This is a genomic window from Actinomadura sp. NPDC048394, from assembly GCF_040651755.1.
In the GTDB taxonomy this organism is placed as follows: domain Bacteria; phylum Actinomycetota; class Actinomycetes; order Streptosporangiales; family Streptosporangiaceae; genus Spirillospora; species Spirillospora montaniterrae.
Genome location: NZ_JBEZJL010000004.1, coordinates 20775 through 42519 on the forward strand (window position 1 = coordinate 20775; position 21745 = coordinate 42519).

14 protein-coding genes and 1 pseudogene are annotated in these 21745 nt (G+C 72.0%); 5 read left to right on the forward strand and 10 right to left on the reverse strand.

All coding sequences use genetic code 11. From position 1 onward, the window contains the following. Positions 1-35: 35 nt before the first annotated feature. The 7 genes from AB0C78_RS03355 to AB0C78_RS03385 form a co-directional block, all read right to left on the reverse strand. Positions 36-1310, reverse strand: a complete 1275-nt coding sequence (locus tag AB0C78_RS03355; protein WP_192808562.1) for an MFS transporter — start codon at positions 1308-1310, stop codon at positions 36-38. Between the two features lie 2 nt (positions 1311-1312). Then, on the reverse strand, positions 1313-1744 hold the full coding sequence (locus AB0C78_RS03360; RefSeq protein ID WP_360741136.1) for a VOC family protein: 432 nt from the start codon (positions 1742-1744) through the stop codon (positions 1313-1315). Next, a complete protein-coding gene (locus AB0C78_RS03365) occupies positions 1741-2577 on the reverse strand; it encodes a sulfotransferase (protein ID WP_360741138.1) in 837 nt (278 codons plus the stop codon). The genes AB0C78_RS03360 and AB0C78_RS03365 overlap by 4 nt, the downstream gene beginning before the upstream one ends. Next, positions 2574-3416, reverse strand: a complete 843-nt coding sequence (locus AB0C78_RS03370) for a sugar phosphate isomerase/epimerase family protein (RefSeq protein WP_360741140.1) — start codon at positions 3414-3416, stop codon at positions 2574-2576. Before AB0C78_RS03370 ends, AB0C78_RS03365 begins: the two co-directional genes overlap by 4 nt. Then, positions 3407-4078, reverse strand: coding sequence for a hypothetical protein (locus AB0C78_RS03375; protein WP_360741142.1), 672 nt, complete (start codon positions 4076-4078; stop codon positions 3407-3409). Before AB0C78_RS03375 ends, AB0C78_RS03370 begins: the two co-directional genes overlap by 10 nt. Next, complete coding sequence (locus AB0C78_RS03380) at positions 4075-4944, reverse strand: Gfo/Idh/MocA family oxidoreductase (RefSeq protein ID WP_360741144.1); 870 nt, start codon at positions 4942-4944, stop codon at positions 4075-4077. The genes AB0C78_RS03375 and AB0C78_RS03380 overlap by 4 nt, the downstream gene beginning before the upstream one ends. Before the next feature lie 378 nt (positions 4945-5322). Next, positions 5323-5889, reverse strand: a complete 567-nt coding sequence (locus AB0C78_RS03385) for a helix-turn-helix domain-containing protein (RefSeq protein ID WP_360741146.1) — start codon at positions 5887-5889, stop codon at positions 5323-5325. Between the two features lie 109 nt (positions 5890-5998). On the opposite strand from AB0C78_RS03385, the gene AB0C78_RS03390 reads away from it, so the two are divergent. Further along, the gene (locus tag AB0C78_RS03390) at positions 5999-6955 is read left to right on the forward strand and encodes an NADP-dependent oxidoreductase (protein WP_360741148.1); all 957 of its coding nucleotides are present in this window, start codon (positions 5999-6001) and stop codon (positions 6953-6955) included. Positions 6956-7085: 130 nt separating this feature from the next. On the opposite strand, the gene AB0C78_RS03395 is transcribed toward AB0C78_RS03390, so the two are convergent. From AB0C78_RS03395 to AB0C78_RS03405, 3 genes and pseudogenes are all read right to left on the reverse strand, one after another. Beyond that, positions 7086-7679 carry a hypothetical protein gene (locus AB0C78_RS03395; protein WP_360741150.1) on the reverse strand — a complete coding sequence of 198 codons (594 nt, stop codon included), beginning with the start codon at positions 7677-7679 and terminating at the stop codon, positions 7086-7088. A gap of 250 nt (positions 7680-7929) precedes the next feature. After that, on the reverse strand, positions 7930-8370 hold the full coding sequence (locus AB0C78_RS03400) for a hypothetical protein (protein WP_360741388.1): 441 nt from the start codon (positions 8368-8370) through the stop codon (positions 7930-7932). Between the two features lie 117 nt (positions 8371-8487). Then, positions 8488-8640 (reverse strand): annotated as a pseudogene (locus AB0C78_RS03405) (hypothetical protein); the annotation flags it as partial. Between the two features lie 16 nt (positions 8641-8656). On the opposite strand from AB0C78_RS03405, the gene AB0C78_RS03410 reads away from it, so the two are divergent. The 4 genes from AB0C78_RS03410 to AB0C78_RS03425 all read left to right on the forward strand — a co-directional run bounded on the left by AB0C78_RS03410 (position 8657) and on the right by AB0C78_RS03425 (position 21736). After that, positions 8657-8848, forward strand: coding sequence for a hypothetical protein (locus tag AB0C78_RS03410; RefSeq protein WP_360741390.1), 192 nt, complete (start codon positions 8657-8659; stop codon positions 8846-8848). Between the two features lie 461 nt (positions 8849-9309). Then, complete coding sequence (locus tag AB0C78_RS03415; protein ID WP_360741152.1) at positions 9310-9684, forward strand: MmcQ/YjbR family DNA-binding protein; 375 nt, start codon at positions 9310-9312, stop codon at positions 9682-9684. 447 nt (positions 9685-10131) lie between these two features. Beyond that, on the forward strand, positions 10132-11766 hold the full coding sequence (locus AB0C78_RS03420; RefSeq protein WP_360741154.1) for a phospholipase D-like domain-containing protein: 1635 nt from the start codon (positions 10132-10134) through the stop codon (positions 11764-11766). Between the two features lie 1555 nt (positions 11767-13321). Further along, positions 13322-21736 (forward strand): hypothetical protein, encoded by an 8415-nt coding sequence (locus tag AB0C78_RS03425; RefSeq protein ID WP_360741156.1) that lies wholly within the window; start codon positions 13322-13324, stop codon positions 21734-21736. Positions 21737-21745: the final 9 nt, after the last annotated feature.

The following is a 21745-nucleotide window of genomic DNA, read 5'->3' on the forward strand; positions in this document are numbered from 1 at the left end:
CATCGATCTTGCGGGCATCGGGACGGTGCGCGCCGTCATGCGGTCATCTCCGAGAGCGCGCCCTCGGGCGCCCGGTTGCGCGGATGCCGGACGGCCAGCTCGGCGCTGACCAGGCAGCTCCCGGCCACCAGGGCGAGCAGCACCAGCCAGCCCGCCGAGGTCGCCCGGGACAGCAGGAACGTCACCACCACCGGCCCGGCCGCCTTGCCGATGGAGTCGCCGAGCGCGAACACCGCCAGGTAGCGGCCGCGCAGGCGTTCGCGGGCCAGGCCGATCGAGACCGTCCACTCGCTGGCCGAGGCCGACAGCTCGCCGACCGAGTGCAGCACCACCGCCAGCACCAGCAGGACGACCGCCAGGACCGCCCCGACGTACTGGGCGAGCAGGTAGCCCGCGACCGCGATCGTCATGCCGAGCGCGGCGCGCTGGTAGGACGGGCGGACGTCGGCGGGCCCCTCCAGGCCCTTGGTCGCCCGCACCTGGAGCAGGACGATCATGACGGTGTTGACGGTGAACAGCACCCCGACCACCGCCTTGGGAGCGTCGGTGTGCTGGACGACCCACAGCGGGACGCCGACCGTGAAGATCGTCGCTTCGAGCAGGACCAGGACGTTCAGCACCGACAGCAGCGTGTAGCGCCAGTCGGACAGCACCTCCGCGTAGCCGCCGCGCGCCTTCGCCGGCGCGGCGTCCTCGCCGTCCCGCGCGGCGCTCGCGAGCGGCGGCGGGACGATGCCGACCACCAGCACGATCGCGACGAAGAACGACAGCGCGTCCAGCCCGAAGGCCAGCACGTACCAGAAGTGCGAGCCGAGCCCGAGCACCACGGCGGCCAGCAGCCCGCCCACGCCGTACCCGGCGTTGCGCACGGACCGGTTGAACGCCAGCAGCCGGTTGCGCGCCTCGCCGTCGGCGATCTGGGCCATGAAGGAGTGCTTGGCGGGACGTCCCGACGCGTCCGCCATGTTGGCCAGCAGCACCGTCAGCACCAGGACGCCGAAGTTCCGGGCGAACATGTACCCGGTGGTGCCGATCCCCGCCAGCGCGAACGCCGTGATCACCAGCGGCTTCGCGCCGAACCGGTCCACGAACACCCCGCCGAACGGGACCAGCACCGCGCTGCCGATGCCGGCGATGCTCATCGCCAGCCCCACCGTGACGGCCTTCATCCCGATCTGCTGGGTGAAGTAGATGATGACCAGCGGCGTGATCAGCCCGGTGCCGAGCGAGTCGGCCACCGCGACCCACGCCCAGCGCCGCACGGCCGGGACGTCGGGAAGGCCGACCAGGCGGCCCAGCAGCCCGCTCACGCTCACCACTCCGGGCGGGAACCGTCGCGCTGCAGGAACTCCAGCCGGTTGCCCAGGTTGTCGAACGCGTAGAAGCGCCGGTGGCCGGGGAAGTTGTCGTCCCAGGTGACCTCGACGTCGTTGCCGGTCAGCCGCTTGGCCAGCCCGTCCAGGTCCGCCACGCGGATGCCGGGGTGCGCCTTGCGCGCCGGGCGGAAGTCCTGCTCGACGCCGAGGTGGATCTCCAGCGTGTCGGCACGCACCCACAGCCCGCCCCGCGCGGCGAGGACCGGCGGCTTCTGGATCTCGATCATGCCGAGGACGTCCACGTAGAACCGGCGGCACTCGTCCTCGCTGCCGGGCGGGATGGCGATCTGCACGTGGTGCAGCCCGTAGCCGAACGGCGACTCGTGGTCCGGCCCGTATCCCTGGTCCGAGATTTCGTAGTCCGTCATGTCGTCGAGCTCTCCATTTCACACAGGGCCCGCCAGACCCGGGCGGTGCCGGCGGGCAGATGGTCGGTGCCGGGGTCGGGCCGGGTCGCCCGCAGTCCCGTCACGTACGGTTCGAGATCGAGGTCGCAGAAGGCGGAGAGCCGGCCCGTCGCGCGCCCCTCGCAGAGCGCCCGATAGCCGATCACCAGGACGCGGTCCGGGTCCAGGCCGGGAGCGGTCTCCAGCCAGGGGCGGTGCCAGGCCGCCCACTTCGCGCAGGCGTCCTCGACCGTCCGGGGACGCCAGGGCCGGTCGCCGGTCCATTCCAGCTGGGACGCCGCCGCCTCCAGCGGGTTCCGGACGAGCAGGACCAGCCGCGCGTCCGGGACGGCCGACAGCACGGCCGGCAGGTCGAGAAGGTACTCGTTGTACTTGTCGCCCCAGCGCGGCCACGGCGCGTACGCCCTGGCGATGATGTCCGCGACGAGCGCCGCGGCCGGATCGGCGGGCGCGCCGTGCGCGTGAGCCGGGCCGTGCGCGTCGTCCGCGCCGTGCGCGTCGTGGGCTCCTCGGGCGGCCGCGGCAGCCGCGTCGCGGAGCACGTCGTCGACGCCCTTCAGCCAGCGGTCGGCGCCCTCGCCGGCGGGCGGGCGGCGCCGCAGCGCGTGCGCGATCTCGTCGGCGCGGAAGTGCCGTCCCGCCAGGTCGGCGGCGGTGGTCCAGCGCGGCAGCAGGTACGGCAGCTTCCCGTTCACGGTGAAGATGCCGCCCGCGTCCGCGTACGCCCGGCTCAGCGCGTGGGCCAGCGCGGTGGTGCCCGACCGCTGCGCCCCCAGCAGCAGCAATGCGGTCACCGGTCCACCAGCTCCTTGAGCAGGCGCATGCACTCGACACTGGCCTCGTGCCCGCCGTCGGTGAAGTCGTCGCCCCACGGGGTGTCGCGCTGCCGCTGGTTCAGGACGCGGCCGATGCGCCAGTGCGTCTCCAGCGAGAGCCATCCGGCGTAGCCGTCGGCGCGCAGCGTGTCGACGATGTCGCCCCACGGCAGGTCGCCGTCGCCGAGCCGCACGTACCCGCTCGTCCCGGCCGGGTCCTTCACATGGACGTGTTCGATCAGGTCCTTGCCGAGCTCGTACTCGGCCGGGAACGGCGCCGCGTGCATGCCGCTGAACACGCTGTTGCCGGGGTCCCAGAGCACGCCCAGACCCGGCACGTCCACCGCGTCCAGGAACCGCAGGACGAGTTCCATGGTCGGGGTGTTGGTCCGCGTCCCGGTCTCGACGAGCAGCTTCACCCCGTTCAGGTCCACCCCGTCGAGCACCCGCCTCGCGGCCTCGGCCGCCCCGGCGGGATCGGGGTCGCCGTCCCGGTAGAAGGTGAAGATCCGCACGTGCGGCGCACCGAGCACGCGTGCCTGCGCGACGGCCCGGACGAGCACGGCGCGGGCCTCGGCGACCTCCTCGTCCGTGCGCGGGCGCGGGACCTTCAGCGCGGGCGGGCAGAACCCGGCGACGGCCAGTCCCCTGCCCGCCAGCTCCCGGACGACCTCGCCGAGCCGCTCGTCGGTGAGCTCGTGCGGCGGGACGTTGCCGACCGAGCGGATCTCGAGCCCGGCGAACCCGCACCCGGCGGCCGCGTCGGCGGCCCGGCCGAGGTCCTGGTCGACCTCGTCGTTGATCACGGCTAGGCGCATTCCACGGCCTCCCAGGCGGTCCGGAGGACGCGCAGGTCCTGGTGCGGCGTCCCGGCGCGCGACTCCACGGTGACGTCGACACGGGCGTTGCGGAACGCCGCCAGCCAGCCCAGGTCCCCTTCGGTCAGCGGCCGGTGCGCGCGGTCCGGCTCGAACCCCTTCACCTGCACCGCCGCCGTCAGCGGCGCGAGATCGCCGAGCGCTCCGCGGAAGTCGGCGGCGATGTCGTCCAGGCCCAGGTTGTCCAGGACGAGGCGGCACCCGTACCGCTCGCAGAGCCTCACCAGCTCGTCCGGCCCGGCTCCGCCCCGATGGGTCTCGACCAGCACCTGCTCCGGCTTCCGGTCGGCGGTGAGCGCGCGCATCTGGCCGGCGGTCGCGTCCGCGTCGAGCGCCCCCGGTGCGGCGAAGACCTTCACGCTCTCGCCCGGGAACCGCTCGGCGGCCTCGCCGTCTCGGCCGGGGCGTCCGAGCGTCACGGATATCCCGACGAACGACACCGGCAGGCCGCACAGCCCGGCGAGGCCCTGCTCCTCCCAGCGGTGGCCCTTGCCGGCCCGCAGGTCGGCGACCGTCCCGCCCGCCCGCCGGACCAGGGCGGCGAACTCCGGCGCGTCCAGCCCCGGCGCCGAGCCGGACGACAGGCCGAGGCGCGCGGTCATCGCGCCCCCGCCTTCCGGATCTCGTCCAGGACGACCGTCACCGGCCGCGCCCGTTCCAGCGAGCACAGGTCGGGGCCGTGCGCGAACTCTTCGTAGACCTTGGCGCGCATCGCGCCGGTCGGCTCGGCGGGGAGCGTGCGCGTGCCGTCCTCGTCGCGCAGCTGCACCGCACCGTCCGCGATCGTCACGGACCGGCCGTCCCCGGCGATCACCAGGTGCTCGGCGCGGGCCGGGACGTCCGCCGCGATGGTGAACGCCAGCGTCGAGCCCGCCGTGAACCGGATGAGCCCGCTGACCCGCACATCGATGCCGGGAGCACATTCCCGATGATCACGCAGATCGACCGATTCGACCTCTCCCAGCAGTTGGCAGGCCAGGTCCAGGTAGTGGACGCCGAGATGCGCGGTGATTCCGCCGAGCGCCCGCCCGGAATCGGCTCGCCACCCGGTGTAATGCGTCGCCGCATCTCTCGGGCGGCTTACCAGCAGCGTTCCGGTCGCGTCCTTGAAAGGCCGGTCGAGCAGCTCTCGCGGAAGCCGGAAACGATGCTGCAACATCACTCCCATTGACCCGGGGAGCCGATCGAGTTCCGCGACCGACATGCACGGCGGCTTCTCCAGCAGCACGGCCTTGCCGGCCTCCGCGGCCGCGGCGGCCAGCTCAGCGCGTCCCCCGGGCGGCAGGCACAGGGCGATGGCGTCGACCTCCGGGTCCGCCAGGACCGCCGGCCATCCGGGCGCCCTGGTGAACGGTTCGACGCCGACGTCGCGATCGGATTCCAGGACCGAGTGCACGGCCACGCCCGGCACCTGCCGGATCGCCTCGGCGTGCTGCCGCCCGGCCTTTCCGAATCCCGCGATCACCACACGCAAAGGGTCCTCCGATCAACGGATTCCTTCGGTCGCGAACCCCAGAAACATAAGGGGCCGCTCTCATCGGAGGCAACCCATGAAAGTGACGCAATGCGGACACGCGCCCAATATTCAATTCTCGATCGGTTTTATATGTATTTGGCCTGACGAAAGCCATCCGATGCGCCTTTTCGGCACAATCAATTGATCACGCCTGCCGCCTTCCCCGACATCCCCGAGCAGCGATGATCGTGCCATCGTGAACCCTAGGATGGCGTTCGGCCGGCCAACAATCTTGTGCGCCTTACTCCAGTTAAACGCCTTTAGCCCCCTTTAGTGCGTTGTGCTCACACCGGCACGCGGCAGAAGACCCCCCGCCGCCGCGATCCAGGCTCAGGCCGGCCGGGCCGGGGGGCGGAGGCCGTCCATCAGGAGGTCCAGCAGACGACCGGCCCTGGCTTCGTGTTCGGGCCTGGGAGCCACGGTGAAGATGCCGATGAGGGAGGCGGCGACGTCCTCGGCCGTCACGTCGGAGCGGATGTCGCCCGCCGCGCGGCCGGCGTCGAGAATCGTGGTGATGGCCGCCAGCAGCTCGCTCCGGGTCCGCGCATGGGCGATCTCGCCCGACTCGATCATCGCGAGCAGCGTGTCGAGCATGCCGTTCTTGGTCGCGATCCAGTCCCCGAACAGGTCCATCCAGCGCCGCATCGCCGCCGCCGGGGCCAGCCGGGCGAGCAGTTCGCGGGCGCCGGCCGTCAGCCGCACGACCTGGTCCCGGTAGACCGCGTCGACCAGCGACTCGCGGGTCGGGAAGTGCCGGTAGAGCGTGGCGATGCCCACTCCGGCCTCACGGGCGATCGCGCGCATCGACGGCTCCCCGTCGGCCGACGCGAACACGCGGGTCGCCACCGCGAGCAACTGGTCGCGGTTCCGGGCGGCGTCCGCCCGCGGCGCGCGCATCTCCGCCTCACTCAAAACGGATCACGCTCCGGTTGTGTTACGGTCGTCCATGGAAACGGAGCATAGTCCGTTTCGAGGCGTTCCCTCGTTCCCAAGGAGTCAGGCGCACATGCAGGAACAGAGCGATCAACCGCCGGCGGGCAGGAGCCGGGCGGTCCGGCTCGATTCATTCGGCGGTCCCGACGTGCTCGACGTCCGCGAGGTCCCCGCGCCGCAGGCCGGCCCGGGACAGATCCGCGTGCGGGTCACCGCGGCCGGCCTGAACCCGATGGACTGGATCATGACCGCCGACGCGGACACCGCCGCCCGGTTCGGCCTGAGCCTCCCGGCCGGGTTCGGGACCGACTACGCGGGGCTGGTCGACCAGGTCGGTGACGGGGTGACCGGCTTCGCGCCCGGCGACCGGGTGTTCGGGGGCGCCCTGTCCCGCGCGGTCGCCGACTTCGTGGTGATCGACCCCGCCTCGGAGACCGCGGCGAACGAGGCCCATCACACTCCCGGCGGCGTCGACGACCGCACCGCCGCCACCCTCACGATCGCCGGCCGCACGGCGTCCGCCGCCCTCGCCGTCGTCGACACCGGCCCGGACGACACGGTGCTGATCGGCGGCGCGGCGGGCGGGGTCGGGGTGTTCGCCGTCCAGCTCGCCCGGATCGCTGGAGCACGCGTGATCGGGACGGGATCGGCGGCATCGTCCGATTTCCTGCGCGATCTCGGAGCCGAGCCGGTCGCCTACGGCGACGGCCTGGCCGACCGGGTCCGATCCCTCGCACCCGGCGGTGTCACCGCCGCCCTCGACCTGCACGGGACGGAGACGGTGCACGCCGCAAGGGAACTCGGCGTCCCGGACCGCCGCATCTGCACCATCGCCGCGCAGGTCGACGGCGTCTCGGCGGCCAACGGCGCGAACGCCGCCCCCGGCGCCCTGGAGGAGATCGCCCGCCTGGTCGCGGCGGGCCGGCTCCGGGTGCCCATCGCGGCGAGCTTCCCGGTCGACCAGATCCGCCGCGCGGCCGAACTCCAGGCCGGCCGGCACGTGCACGGCAAGGTCGTCATCGACCTCTAGACGCCCGTCGCTGCCGGAACATGGCCTTCGGGGAACTGCGGCGTGCCGGTGAATCCGGCGGGCAATCGCCTCCGAGCGTTCCAGCCGCGGCAAGAGAGGACGTCAGGGCTGAAGCAGCGCCCGGGATGAATCATTCGGTCAAGGAGCGTAGGTAGGCCATAAGGGCCTTGCCGCGGGGAGAAAGGCGGTAGCCGGTCTCCAGGCTTTCGGTGAGGCCGAGGGCCTTGAGGCGGCGGACGTCGGCCTTGAACGGGAGTTTGTCGCGGTCCAGGCGTTCGGCCAGGTCCAGGGCGCGCAGGCCGGGATGTTCCTCGATGAGGCGGAGGACCTCGCGGGTCCAGGGGGTGCGGCGGCTGCGGGCGTCGATGGCGTCCAGGGCTGTTTTGAGGTCGGCCAGTTCCCCGTCGGTCAGGTCGGCGTTCGCGGCCAACTCCGATCGGGGGTCCGGGCCGCCGAGGTGGAGCATGACGCGGTGGTAGCCGCCCTGTTTGGTGCTCTTGGACAGGGCGGTGAGCAGCGCCGCGCGGTCGCGGAAGCCCGACCGCACGGCGTCCTCCTCGGTGATCTCTTCGGGGGTGACGGCCGTGACGGAGTCGATGACGATGATCCCCGCCCAGGTGCGCTGCGTGCTTCCCGCGCGGACCCGGGGCTCGGCCCACACCCGGAACACCCGGTCGATCCGTCCGCCCGCGATCCCCTCGAGGACCTCCCGCCTGAACAGCATCGTTCCCTCCCAGGTGAAACGCCCTCGTGCTGCCTTCTTCTTAAGTACCTAAGAAAAGCACTCTCACCCGGACGGGTGACCCGGCGACGTCCAACCGGCCCGATGCTAGCGTGCGGCTTCGGCTGCGTCCGGCGACGTGTCGCGAGTTGTCGGCGTGAGTGGGCCTGGGCGCTCCTCGGGCGTCCGCCGGGCATTCGGCGGCTTCTCCCTGGTCTCGCACCATGTGGAGCCAGCCACCGGCGAACCGGGCTCAGATGAAGTGGGGCTTGTCGCGGCTCGTCAGGTCCAGGGCCACATTTCCTCGCGTGCAGACTTCGACGTACGTCGCGAGGGTGCGCCACTGTTCCTTGTTGAGATGTGCGGCGTCACATACGTAGCGACGGGAGCCCTCGGACGTCCACGCGTACAGGGCGATGACCGGGTCGTGGGGAGCGGTGTCGAAAGCCAGCCGCCTTATCTCGGGCCACGGCATTTCCAGGTCGGTTTCCCACACGTCCCGGCGCAGGTTCCGCATCACCTTGAAGCCGTCTGCGTCCGCTATCACTTGGACCACGCGACCGGCCACCGTTCCGCCGCGCTGCGTGGCGCCCGAATCCGGTCGTCCGCCTGTTCGGGTGGTGGTTCCAGCGGATCGAGCTTTCGGGGCCCTCGGCGTCCGAGCATCGCGGCCGGTGATGACGTCGGCCGCCACCGCTCCGTTCGGACCGGACTGTCGGGCTGGTGCCGCCAATGACCTACCGAATCCGAGGATGTGGACGCGTACGCGGAGGTCACCTGCCGGCCGCACGCTGGGGACGCCCGGTACCCCGGCGCCGCGGACCCTCAGCGTGGTGCCTCTGCGGATCCCTGCAGGCACTCGAAGGGTCACTCTCCTCCAGGTTCGTCCCCCCAGTCCGCTGGCTCGGCAGCGGCGGCAACGCTCGCCGGCCACCCATGTACTGCCGTGGCAGTGCCGGCACATCTTCCGGGTACTGACCGTGACCTTTCTGGTCGTGCCGGTTCTGGCCTTCCCCGGAGTCAAGACGATCCTGCCCCTGCCGTGGATCGGAGCGGTCCCCGGCTTCCGCCTGCGCCAGAGGACGACCGACTGCCAGCAGCCTCCGGCGATCAGCAATGCGCCGAGGCCGACGAAGATGCGGCCTCTTTTCCGTGACCCGGCAAGCATTTGATCGTATGTGCTCGCCCCGGAGCCGCCTGACCCGGACCAAAGGCATTCACTGCCCCGGTCCATCACTTTCCCATTGCAGCTTGGAATGGTTTCGTTCAGGTCATGCACTCCGTTGACAAAAAATATGACACCAGCGGCGAAACATAGGATCACGACTATCCGCCGAGCCATCACCTACCCCCTACGGTCGACGCCGAGTTGATTATCGGAAAGTCTTACAAGACCGTATGGCTCCGGAGCGACGTGTTCGACGGCTGCCGGACTCGACCGCGTCCTGGCAGAGTTCGCTTCCGAACGTAAGGTACGGCGGTACACGTCCGGTATACGCGCTGGCCGTGAAAGCTTGCTGCCGGCGTAGCTGCCTGGCGCGGCTGCGGCAGTTGCGGGTACCTCGGGCACCTTCGCCGTTCGTGGGCCGATAGCCTGCACGTGTGCAGAAACCGGTGTCCGGGAGCGACCAGGATGGCTGACGCCGAAGACGTTCGCCGGTTGGCGCTCGCGCTCCCCCACGTGGTCGAGATCGACAGCGACGGCTTCGATTTCCGGGTCGGCGGCAAGGGGTTCGTCTGGTCCTACCCCGAGCGCAGGCCGGGTAAGCCGCGCGTCATCCGGACCGACGTCGCCGTCCTGTACGTCGGCGACGAGGCGGAGAAGCAGGCGTTGCTGCTCGGTGAGCCGGAACGCTTCTTCACCACACCCGCCTACGACGGGATGCCGCTGGTCATGCTGTGGCTGGGCGAAGTGGACGTCGACCGCCTGGAGGAGCTCGTCACCGACGCCTGGCGCATGCGTGCGCCGGACGCGCTCGTCGGCGACCTCGACGACGCAGCCGATTAACCCAGCACAGGTCCAGCAGGAGCGGAGCGGGTCGCCGGGCCGAGACCAGACAGCCGCCTCGCGGGTTTCAGCGGCCGAGGCGAGCGGGCACCGCGGGCGACGGTGGCGGACATTTACTCAAAAGCCCTTTATTTAGTTACTTGTCGCATTTGCCGCACAACGGAACGGGCCACGCGCCGGCAAGGGGCGTTGGCGCAGGCCCGTACGAAACAAGCGGCTCGACGGTCACGGCGACGTGACCGCACGTCAGGGAACGGTTCCCGTCCGGATCAGGCCGAACCGTTGCCCGGAGCGAGGCTCCCGTGTGAAGGTTGCTTAACCGTTGACTTCACTTTCATGATTCTTCGGCTTGACTGCGATCAGCGGCCAATGGCCGGTCGCCGCCTTCTGCTGCCAGAATGCTGAATCGTGCCGGGGAGTCGCACATATAGCCTCGGGGGCTTTCTGGTGGCCGATATCGATGCGCTGCTGAAGAAGTACTTCGTCCAGCCTGAAGACACCGTTCCGCCCTCGCAGCCGCTCCCCGCGACCTTCACGAATTGCAAGATCACCCCGCTGATCGACGGCACCACCTACTTCGACGACCTCAAGACGCAGCTCGCCACCCTCGGCACGGGCACGCCCAGCGAGAACAGCGGCCAGTTCATCTACATCGCCGGCTGGGACCTCCACCTGATGGGCGGCAAGATCCTCCCCGCGCCCGGCTCGTCGGGCACCGCCCTGCCGGCGGTCGAGCTGGAGAAGCGCTTCTCGCTCGACGGGCCGGCGGCACCGGCCGCCATGGCGGAGCTGCTCAAGGCCAAGGCGAGAGCCGGAGTCGACGTCCGGATCCTGGGCTGGGCCTCGTTCGCCATCATGGCCGACGACTTCGTCCAGACCAAAGCGGTGAAGGGCGGGCTGGGCTGGATCCGCGACATCAACATCGCCACCCTGGCCGCCATCGAGGATCTGCGCACCGAACCCGCGCTCGCCGAGAAGGCCTGGGTGAACATCCTGACCCACACCGCGGGCGCCGCGCACACCAAGCTGGTGGTCGCCGGCAGCGGCGGCGGTGCCGTCGGCTACACGGGCGGGCTCGACTTCGTGGGCGACCGCCACGGCTCCCAGCCGCACCCCGCCCGGCAGTGGCACGACGTGCAGGCGAAGGTCGAGGGCCCGGTGGTGCAGGCGATGCACGACTTCTTCCGCGACATGTGGAACGAGGTCAGGGGCCGGAAGGTGCGGCCCTTCCGCCTCGGCGCCGCCAACCTCGACAGCCACACCCCCGGCTCCCCCGCCCTCGCCGCGCGCACCCTGCCGACCACGTCGCCGGGCAACCACCACGTCCAGTCGCTGCGCACCCTGCCCCAGTTCACCTACACGAGCACCAACCGGCTGCCCGAGAACGACAAGATCTCGTTCGCCCCGGCCGGCGTGTTCGAGATCCGCACCGCATGGTTCAAGGCGATCAAGGCCGCTGACAGCTACATCTACATCGAGGACCAAGCGTTCTGGTCGATCGAGCTGATGAGCGCGCTGCGGGACGCCATCAAGGCCAAACCCGACCTCAAGGTGCTCCTGGTCGCCGGGGTCGCCGACCCGACCGATCCGGTCTACCCGCCGTACGGGCTGGTCGCGCTGACCCAGGGGCTGCTGAAGGGGCTGACCACCGCGCAGCGCACCCAGGTGGCGATGTTCTCCCGCGACGTGGTGGTCCACACCAAGTCCACGATCGTCGACGACAACTGGGCGATCATCGGCTCGGCCAACTTCGCCCGGCGCAGCCTCTACACCGACATCGAGCACTCGGTCGCCTTCATCGACGGGGACGGCGCGCGGGTGCGGCAGTACCGGGTGCAGCTCTGGAGCGACGCCTTCCGCCTCGCCGCGGCCGACCAGCCGAAGATCGCCGACATCGGCAAGGCGCTCAACGTCTGGAACGTCTCCTGGGGGACGGGCGGCAGCGGGGTCCTCCTGCCGTCCAGCGTCGCCCCGGTCGACCTGCCCCTCCTGGCGACGAGCCTCACCGACAAGGAGCAGGAGAGGTACGACCTGTTCGCGGACGTCGACTCGCGCACGGCATGGGGAGCGTGCTCGGCATGACCATTTTCATCACCCTCAAGGACTACCTGGGCGACAAGTGGCCGCCCTTCCTGCCCAAGCCGTCCGATCCCGCCGTCCTCTCCCACATCTGGATCGAGCCGCCGCAGACGACCGTCCGGCCGGACAAGGTCAACCTGCTCAGCCGCCTGCTCCTGGAGCAGGATCTCGTCCTGGCGCTGCCCGGGTTCGACGCGGTGAGCGTGGTGCTTCAGCGCGACGCCAGTGGTTCGGCGGAGCCCGAGGGGCTGGGCCTGGAGCTCGACTTCTTCCCGCAGACGGTGCTGCGCGTGACCGACGCGCCCGTGGCGCTGCGGTTCGGCCCGACGCTGCTGGGCCCCATGCGCAAGGTGACCAGCGGCGGCGACGCCCGCTACGAGCCCGATCCGGGACGCCCGTTCGTCGAGTTCGCGGTGCCGAAGCTCAGCGGGACCGCCAGCAAGGACGGCATCCAGTCCGACACGCCGTTCACCGCCGCGCTCCCCTACCCGGTGCAGATCGCCGACACCGGCGTGGTGATCGACAGCGCCACGGTCGGTTTCCACCAGGCGGGCGGCAAGGCATGCCTGGTGTTGCAGTGGAAGGAGGGCGCGCTCAGCAGGCTGCTCGGCCAGTTCGTCCCCAACCTGGGCGACCGCAGCCCGGCGGGCGAGCAGGACGTCACGCTGCGCTTGATCATCGGCGCCGGCGGCCTCGAAGAGGCGCGCCTGGACTGGCAGGCGGCCGCGGGCGGCGCCGCGTTCGCGCTCCCCGGGCTCAGCGTGAACGTCCCGGCGTCCAGCCGGTTCTCGCTGCTGCTGATGCGGCAGGGAGCGGGCCTCGGCCGCGCCGCGTTCGTCGTCACCCTGCCCGGGACCGACCCGGTGACGGCGGGCAGCACCTTCGCGTGGGGCCGCGACGGCGACCGCGAGCTGCACAACGACGAGCCGCCCCAGCCGCCCGACAAGCCGCTGTTCGCCGTCTCCCTCACACCGGCGGACGGCCCGCGCAGCCTGGTGCTGCTCGACGTCACGCTCGGCGCGCCGAAGCTGCCCGGCTTCTTCCAGCAGCTCACGACGCCGATCCCGCCGCTCGACCTGAACGATCCCGCCTCGCTGTGCAAGCCCGTCGTGTTCGATCCGGCCGACCTCGGGGACGGCTGGACGGCGCAGCTGAGCGTCAACCTCGACGCGGGCGGCGGCTTCACCCTGCCCTTCCTCAAGCAGGGCCAGGGCACCGACGCGCAGTTCCTGCAGCTCTACACCACCACGCCTCTCACCGGCCTGCCGATCACGCTGCCGCAGGGCGAGGTGAGCTTCGACATCGGCGTGCGGCTGCGCGTCCTCAGCATCGGCTTCGACCTGCTGTGCCGGCTGACGTTCGACCTGGCCACGTTCGCCCTCAAGGTCGACCACGACCAGGGGATCCAGCTGCGGTCCGCGGGGCCGAGCGCCAGTTCCCCGACCTGTTCGGGCTGCGCTGGCGGTTCAGGGGCAAGGACCTGGGCGACAGGACCTTCCACTACTTCACCCTCGCCACCAAGGACTACCACTACCAGCTCCAGCAGCCGGACGGGGCGGTGCTGGAGCTGGACTTCACCCGCGCCAGCGAGGAGCCGATCACCTTCAGCGTGCGGGACTTCGCCCTCACGCCCAAGGGCGTCAACCTCGCCGCCACCGTCACCGACCGTCCGGCCCGGCTGAACGGCCTGCGCACGCGGTTCCGCTTCACCGACAGCGGCTTCGTGATCCGCGAGAACCGCATCGCCGACTTCACCATCGCGGGCTCGGGCCCGCTGCCGCCCGACCTGGTCGGCGACGCCACGGCCGACATCGCCCTGCAGTTCGCCCAGCGTGACGGCGGCAACCTGACCCTGGTGCAGGGCGCCGCGAACCTGCGCGGCGTCAAGCTGCTCGACTGCAAGGGCACGCGCTTCCAGTTCTCGGTGGACGCGCTCGGCCTGCGGTTCGTCGACGACGGCGCCTTCCACCTGTACTTCACCATCACCGGCTCCGCCCGGTTCGTCCTGGCCCCCGGCGACGACGCCGACGGGCCGCTGGGGCTGCTCGGCAAGATCCGCATCGACCTCGTGCAGTGCCCGCTCACCGGCGACGCCAAGGTGATCGCCGAGCATGTGAAGTTCCTGGTCGAGCTGCCCAAGCCGGTCACGTTCAGCTTCCTCGGCTGCTTCGAGATGGAGCTGCGCGCGATCGGCTTCGTCCCGCAGTGCGAGTTCTTCGACGGCGACGGCGCCATGCAGGTGACCGGCCAGCTGAAGTTCGCGCAGGGCCCCGGCGACACGCCGGACTCGCGGCCCGACTACCACGAGCTGTTCATCGGCCTGCCGGCACCGGGCGAGCTCGTCCCGCGCATCCACTTCACGCGGCTGCCGGTGAACCTCGCCATCGGCGCGGCGTTCCGGCTCAGCGGCGTGGTCGACTTCGTGGACGAGCCCGACCAGACCGGGCTGGTCGGCGAGGGCGTGGTGCAGATCCACGGCCTGCCCACCATCGCGGCCAGCTTCGGGTTCCTGCGCGTGCGCCGCGGCCCCGGCTCGCCCTGGCTGCGGGCCTGGTTCCTCTACCTGGAGATCCGCCAGGTCAGCTTCATGATCCCGGTCGTCCAGATCTACCTGCGCGAGATCGGGATGGGCTTCGGCTACCGCTTCACCATCGCGTCGATCAAGGCCGCCGACGCCGAGAACGACGTGAAGAAGCTGCTGAAGACCCTGGAAGGCCTCTCGCGCACCCAGGGGGACCTGTCCAAGCGCGACCGCTGGGCGGTGGACCTGGAGGACGCGGGAGAGGACCCGCGCTGGACGATCGTGCTCCGAGCGATGATCTCGCAGACCTCCGCCTCGGCGTCGCCGCTGCGCTACGACGCGTTCGCCGAGGCCGACCTCGCCTGCGTCTTCCTCGTCGACGCGATCATCGCGTTCCGCAGCGACCTGACCTTCTTCATGGCGGTGCGCGGCTGGTTCAACACGAACTACGCCGACTACGTCGACAACAAGGACGGCGCCCGCGAGAACCCCATCCTGAGCGGCTTCGTGCTGCTCTCGCCGCGCCAGAAGCGCTTCCTGGCCCACATCTCCAAGCCGGAGGGCGGCAAGCCGGGCGTCCACCCGCCACTGCCCGACTTCGTCCGGGACGCGATCGCCAGCAGCCGCTTCTCCGCCACCCTGCTGATCGAGCCGGGCCTGTTCCACTACGAGCTGGGCTGGCCCAACATGCTGCGCTGGCACACCACGCTCGGTCCGCTGGCCGTCGAGGTCGAGGGCGGGTTCATCTTCCGCGTCTCCACCACCGAGATGGTGCTCGGCACCAGCTTCCTCGCCCGCGGACGGCTCGACCTCAGCGCCGGCGTGGACCTCGGGCTCGTCGGCATGCGGATCAGCGCCACCGCGCGGGTGGCGTTCGGGGCGCGCTACATCGGCGTGGTCGACTTCCGCGACCCGCTGAACGACTCGGCCGTCTACGGCGCGATCGGGCTGGAGGTGCAGGTCTCCTTCGCCATCGAGTTCTGGATCAAGATCCCGCTGGTGTTCACCACCATCCGGCTGTCATTCAGCTTCAGCCTTGAGATCACCTTCAGCGCGGGCTTGGAAATCGGCGTCAAGGGGCTGAGCATTCCCGGCGTGCGCGGCACCGGCACCGTCGGCGTCTCCTGCTGCGGCCACAGCCTGCAGGCCACCGTCAAGATCGCCTTCGAGGAGGGGAACGTCGAGGCGGCCCTCGACCGGACCAGGCAGTTCCTGTCGCTGGGGCTGGAGGCCACCGAGGTCGAGCCGGTACCGGGCACCGGCGGCGCGCTAGACGCCGCGCCGCGGTTCACGTCCGCGCTGGGCGCGCGCCGTGCCGCCCTGCCGCCGCGCGCGCTGGCGGCGGTGATCGGCGAGCGGGCGGTCGCACCGGCTCCCGATGTGTTCCACGTGCCCGGATACGTCCTGTTCGTGCTGCGGGACGCGCCGAGCTGGGACGCCGACCACCAGATCTACTTCGTCCTCCTGCCGCAGGCCGAACGGCTGCACCGGGACGCGCAGGGACGGCTGATCCCGGACGAGGACGGCTTCCCGATCACCGAGCCCGAGCTCGGCTTCCTGCCGCCGCCGCCCGCCGACGGCACCACGGTCGCCAAGGACTTCTCGCTGCGCGTCCCGAAGCCGGCGGCCGGCGAGAGCTACACCCTGCGGCACTTCGAGCCTCTGCCCACGCCCCAGTTCGTCGACGTGACCAGCGCTGTCACCGCCGGCAGTCCGATCACCTGGGCGGTGAACTGGGCCGCGCGGATGTACACCGGCGGCGCGGCCGAGCGCCGCGTGGTGAACCCGACCACCGGCCAGGCGAGCGACCCCGCGCCCCTGCAGGACGGGCTCAGCCTGGCCCAGCATCTCGGCAACGCCTTCAAGCAGACCTACACCGGCGCGGGGGACACCGCGGTCGCGCACCCGGTCGGCGATCCCGGTGCGCTCCCCGGCTACCGTCCGCCGGTCGGCGACCCCCGCGTGCAGAACCCCTCCGACAGCTCCTTCGAGGCGGCCGTGCGCGGGGCCTACGAGCAGTTCCGCGGCTCGCCCTACCTCAAGCGCGACCCGCAGGAGCTCTACGAGCAGCTGCTGGAGGCCGCGTTCGACCCCCGTACGACGATCTACGCCGCCGACGGCACCGCGCAGGACGGCGGCGACCCCGGCACGGTCGGCGCCGTCGAGGCCGACCAGCAGGCCCACCAGCTGCGCGGCGTGATCATCCACGACATCATCGCCGACCTGCGCGCCTTCCACGCCGAACCCGACCCGGCCAGGCGCGCCGCGCTGGCCGCCGGGTCCCTGGCCTTCCAGATGGGCCTGGTGTTCGCGGTGCGCACCGCCGACGGCCGCCGTCCCGCCTGGCTCGACCAGGTGGCCGCCGGCCTGGACGCCCAGCCGTCCATCAGCCAGCGCGAACGGCCCGACGCCACCGGCCCCGGCGCCGCCGGCCAGGACGTGCGGTCCTTCAACGTCGCCCAGACCCGGTTCGACCTGTTCCCGCCCGAGTTCCAGCAGGTGCGCCAGTACAGCGACGCGAGCACCATCGCCCTGGCCTGGGAGCTGGGCTGGCAGCGCCAGGCACCGCCGGGGGTCAGCCGCGTCCAGAACGACCCCGACCACCACCTGGCCCACTACCTGGTGCGCCGGCGCGCCCTGGACGGTGCCGAGGCCGAGCGCACCACCACGGTGAAACCGGTCAAGGTGCTGCACCGCCACACCACCGGCGTCGCCGCGGCGGGCGGGGTCACGCCGACCGACACCCTGTCGCAGCTCCAGCCGCGCTTCCAGGTGGTCGACCACTTCCCCGACACCGCCGCCGACCGCGCCGCGCTGCCGCGCGAGGGACGCGGCTACGTGTACACCATCACGCCGGTCGACTTCGCCGGCAACGCCGGACGCCCGCTGACCCTCATCGCGACCCGCTACCCGGCCACGCCCCCGGCGGTGCCGGTGGACGGCGACCTCACCGTCAGCTACAGCATCGCCCCGTCCGACCTGGCGCCGACCGGCGCGGTGACCCCGCAGGTGATGGAGCCGCGCCAGGTCTACGTCGAGTGGAGCGAGGCGGCCCGCCAGGACGGCCCGGCGGTGCCGATCCGCACCTACCGGCTGGTCTTCCGCCGCGAGAGCACCGTCCCGATCGGCTCCTACGGCCTGGACAGCACCACCCAGCGCGGCCGCACCGCCGGGCTGCCGACCTCCAACGCCCGCCCGCTGCCCACCGACATCAAGATCAACCTCGAGCATGTCTTCGGGCCGCCCGGTGCGCGCGCGGCGGTGGTCCCGGTCGCCGCGCTGCGGGACGCGGGCGTGCTGCCCGGCGGCGCCTGGCGTCCCGAGGCGTGGCGGGTGTTCTTCCAGACGATCTCCGACCGGGACGTCCCGTCGGCCCTGGCGCCGGTGCAGCTCCTGCTCGCCGCGGAAGCGGTCGCCGCGCCGCCCGCCACGCCCGCGCCGACCGACCGCATCGAACACTCGGGCAACCCGCGCGAGGAACGCCGCCCGGCCGAGCTGGAGTGGCTGCCGCGCCCGACCGGCTTCGCGGTGGTCCGCCCGGAGGACGAACGCGCCGAGCCGGGCCTGGCACACGCGCCCATGCCGCTGCCCGGTACGGCGGACGGCGGCCCACCGCCGTTCGTGTTCACCGGCGACATCGGCGCGAGCGTCGGGTTCCGGCCGCATCCCCTGGGCATCCGGGCGATCCGGTTCCGCTGGAACCAGGGACCCAGCGGCGACGCCGCCTACCCCCTGGAGCTGAACGCCGGCTACCGGCTGTACGAGCTGGACATCGACGCGGCCACCACCGACACCTTCGCCAGCGCCGCCCGGCTCGCCGCCGAGCTGCGGCTGCGGCAGGAGGTCCAGATGCTCCCGGCCGACGACCTGCCGCTGGTGCCCGGCGACACGCTCGACACCAGCCAGTGGGAGGCGTGGTACCCCGGGGCCGTCCAGCGGCGCCGCCCGCCCGACCCGTCCGCCCAGGGCGTGCGGGACGAGCGCGGTCCGTGGTACTCCTGGCAGGACTCCTACCTCGAATGGCCCGAATGGCCGGGCGTCACCCAACCCGGCGGCAAGCGCGAAACGCCGCTGCACCCGCTGCTGGAACGCCTGGTGGAGCGGCTGCGCGCGCTGCGCCCCGGCAGCGTCACCGACCCGCAGGGCCGGGTCGCCGACGGCTACGCCGCCGCCCTGCAGCTCAGCCCGCCGACGCTGCCCAACGACCTGGCCGGTTTCCTGGCCAGTTGCCCGCCGGGCGCCGACCGCTACGGCTGGGGCGCGCTGCAACGTCTCGGACTATCGGTGACCTTCAGCCTCCACGACCCCGACACCGGCGCCGTGCGCGGACCGAAGCTGCTGGAACTGCTCAAGGAACTCTTCGCGCACCTGGAGAGCACCCCTGCCGACCCCGACGCCGCGGCCTTCGCCGCGCTGCGCCGGCACCTGCACGTCGAGCTGCTGTTCCAGCCCGGGCGCAGCATCCAGCTCGGCGAGCGTCCGGCCGCGGGCGACGACCTGCTGGCGCTCGTCCAGATCAGCCTGCGGCCGGCCGTACGGCAGCGGCTGCGCTATCGCGCCGTCACCCTCACCGGACACTCCAACGCCGACGTCGAGGTGCGCCTCACCCTCTCCGCGCCGTGCAGCCTGGTCACCCGGCCCGACGGCGGCACCGGGCAGCAGGAGCTCGAACCGCGGCCCGAGCCGATCGCCCGCACGATCCGGCTGCCGCTCAACGGGGAGGCGGCCCTGCTGCTGCGCGGCGCCACGCTGCCCGCGACGGTCGAGGTCCGTCCGCAGGCCCGGCTGACCACCGATCCCGCGCCGTTCGACCCGGCGATCGCGCCGCTGCTGGACTACGACCCCGGCCGCAAGCTGCTCAGCGCCCGCACCCTGCTCAGCGCCGACCAGCTGGCGCTGCTGCGCCCCTCGCTCGCCCCGGCCGACCTGCCGGCCGCGGAGAACCTGGCCGGGACGGTCCGGACCGAGGACTTCGGCCCGGCCGACGAGCGCACCCACCACTTCACCGTCGCGACCGGCGCGCTGGCCGCCGCGTTCGCCGGACCGGGCGACGGCGTCCCCGAGCACGTCCAGTGGATGCGGCTCAAGTACTACCTGGAGACGCTGAACAGCAACGACCCCAAGGTGCCCGATTCGGGCAAGGTCACCCTCCCCACCGACGCGGCCGGGATCGCCAGGACGCTGCCCGACGTCCTCGCCTGGACGGCGCGGTTCTTCGACGCGAGCGGCGCGGTGGACGTGGGAGCGGACGGCCTCGGCGCGACCGGCGCCGGTCCCTGGACCGCCACGGCCTACCCGCGCGCCGGTTCGCCCGCGCCGGCCACGCCCGGCGCCGATGGGCGGCTGACCTACACGCAGCTGATCGAGGACCGCTGGGCGCACACGCTGCGCTACTACCTCCAGCCGTACGGCCGCTACGACCTGCTGTGGCAGAGCCTGCGCCGCTCCCCCACGCTGTTCCCCGGCCGCGCGGCGAGCGAGGCCGACACCCCCGTCGTGCAGGTGGATCCCGACGCGGGCGGGCTGGACGTCGTGCTGGACCGCAGCCAGGCCGTCGACGCCCCGCTCGTCCTCGGCTCGCGGCGGCTGGACGAGCCGGCCACCCCGGCGCGTCCGCCCGCACCCGGCGCGATCTGGGAGGTGATCATCGCCCAGCATCACGAGCAGACCCTGGCCGAACGCAACCAGACCCTGCTCCGCCGGCTCTCGTTCCGGCAGGTCGCCTTCACCCTGCTGCGCCGCTTCGGCTACCCCGACTGGTACGCGTGGGTGCGCGGCTTCGCCAAGGACCACCAGCGCGAGCTGCCCGTCCGCCTGGTCGAGGACGCCTACCCGCCCGTCCCGGACTCCCTGCCCGGCGCGCCGGACCATCTCGTCCTGGACGGCACGGCGGACCAGGACGAGCTGCGCGGCCTCGACCTGCCCGAGCGCGTCGGCGACTTCTCGCAGGGCGTCCTCGCCCTGCAGTGGCGGGCCCTGCCGTTCTACTACGAGCACCGCCTGCTGGTGATCGCCCAGACCGACGGCACCGTGTCGCCGGTCAACGGCGTCACCCAGCGCGACCTGACCTACCGCTCGCCGCTGCCGAGCGCGACCGTCAGCGGAACGGACATCGTGTGGCACCGGCTGCCGCCGTTCCCGCCCCTGCTCCGCGCCGACGGCGCGGTCCAGCAGGACACCCGCGTCCGCACCATCACGATCCCGCTGCGCCGCTTCTGGGACAGCCTGCCCGACGAGGCCCAGCGGCGCTGGCCCGCCGAGGCGCCCGACGCCGCGGGCGGTACCGCCACCGCGCGCAAGCCGGGCGCCCTGCCCGACCCCGAGGTGGTCTACCAGATCGTCGAGCTGTTCAGCGGCAACATCGAGGTGCAGGCCGAGTGCTTCTACGACCCGGTCGCGCGGAGGTTCACCCACCGCCAGCTCGGCAAGCACTTCCTGGTGGCGCAGACGGCGCTCGCGCCTCCGGCCGGCGCGCTCGGCGACTTCCCGCTCGCGGTCGATCTCGTCCAGGTGAGCGAGGAGCAGCTGAGCACCGGCTACGACACCGGCGGCCTGCCGCTCGACACGCGCAACCGGGTCGCCATCGACGCGCACGGACGGCTGCTGCTCGCCGGGGTGATGACCAGAGGCGACCGCGACGCCCTGGTCCAGCTGATGCACGAACCGGACGCGGCCAAGATCCGGAACCTCTTCGACGGCTGGTACACCACCGAGCCGGTCAGCGCCCCCGCCGCGAACCTGCCCGACCGGCTCCGGGCCCTCATCGACTTCCTGCCCGCGCCGGTGCTGACGCTGGTCTGGCAGGGTCCCTCGGACGCGGCCGCCGCGGACCTGCGGCGGCTCCCCGGCGACAGCGCCTTCACCGGCGCGATCGCGCAGATCATCACCCAGGCCACCGGCGCGGCCCCGGACGCCGTCACCCGCGTGGAGATCCCCGCCGGGCCCGAGCAGATCCCGGACGAGCTCCAGAACAAGGCAGCGCTCGCGCGCGACGCGTCCGGAACCCGGTACACCGGGATCACCTGGACCGGCGCGATGAGCGGCGACGACATCGCCGCGCTGCGCCGCTGGGCCCGCTTCCCCGAGTTCGCGGACGCCGTCGAGAAGCTGATCGCGGCGGTGCACGACGCGAGCACGGGCACCCCGCCGCCGCCGTCGGTCACCGTCCCGTTCACGGTCGCCGTCCGTCCCGTCCAGGGTGGGCTCAGCGGCGTCCTGGCCGACAAGCTGCTGCTCGGCGCGGTGCTGATGCGCTACCACGGCATGATGCGCGCGGACGATCCGGCCGCGCTGGCGGCGTCCTATCCCGGACGGCCCGACCAGCTCGCCCTCCGGCGGCTGCACCGCACCAGCCAGGGCAGCGGAATGCGCGGCCGGTCCCTGGTGATCCGGGCCCGGCGCGGCAGCGCCGCCCCGAGCGACCCGCGACCGATCGATCCGACCGACCTGTGACGGCCCTTT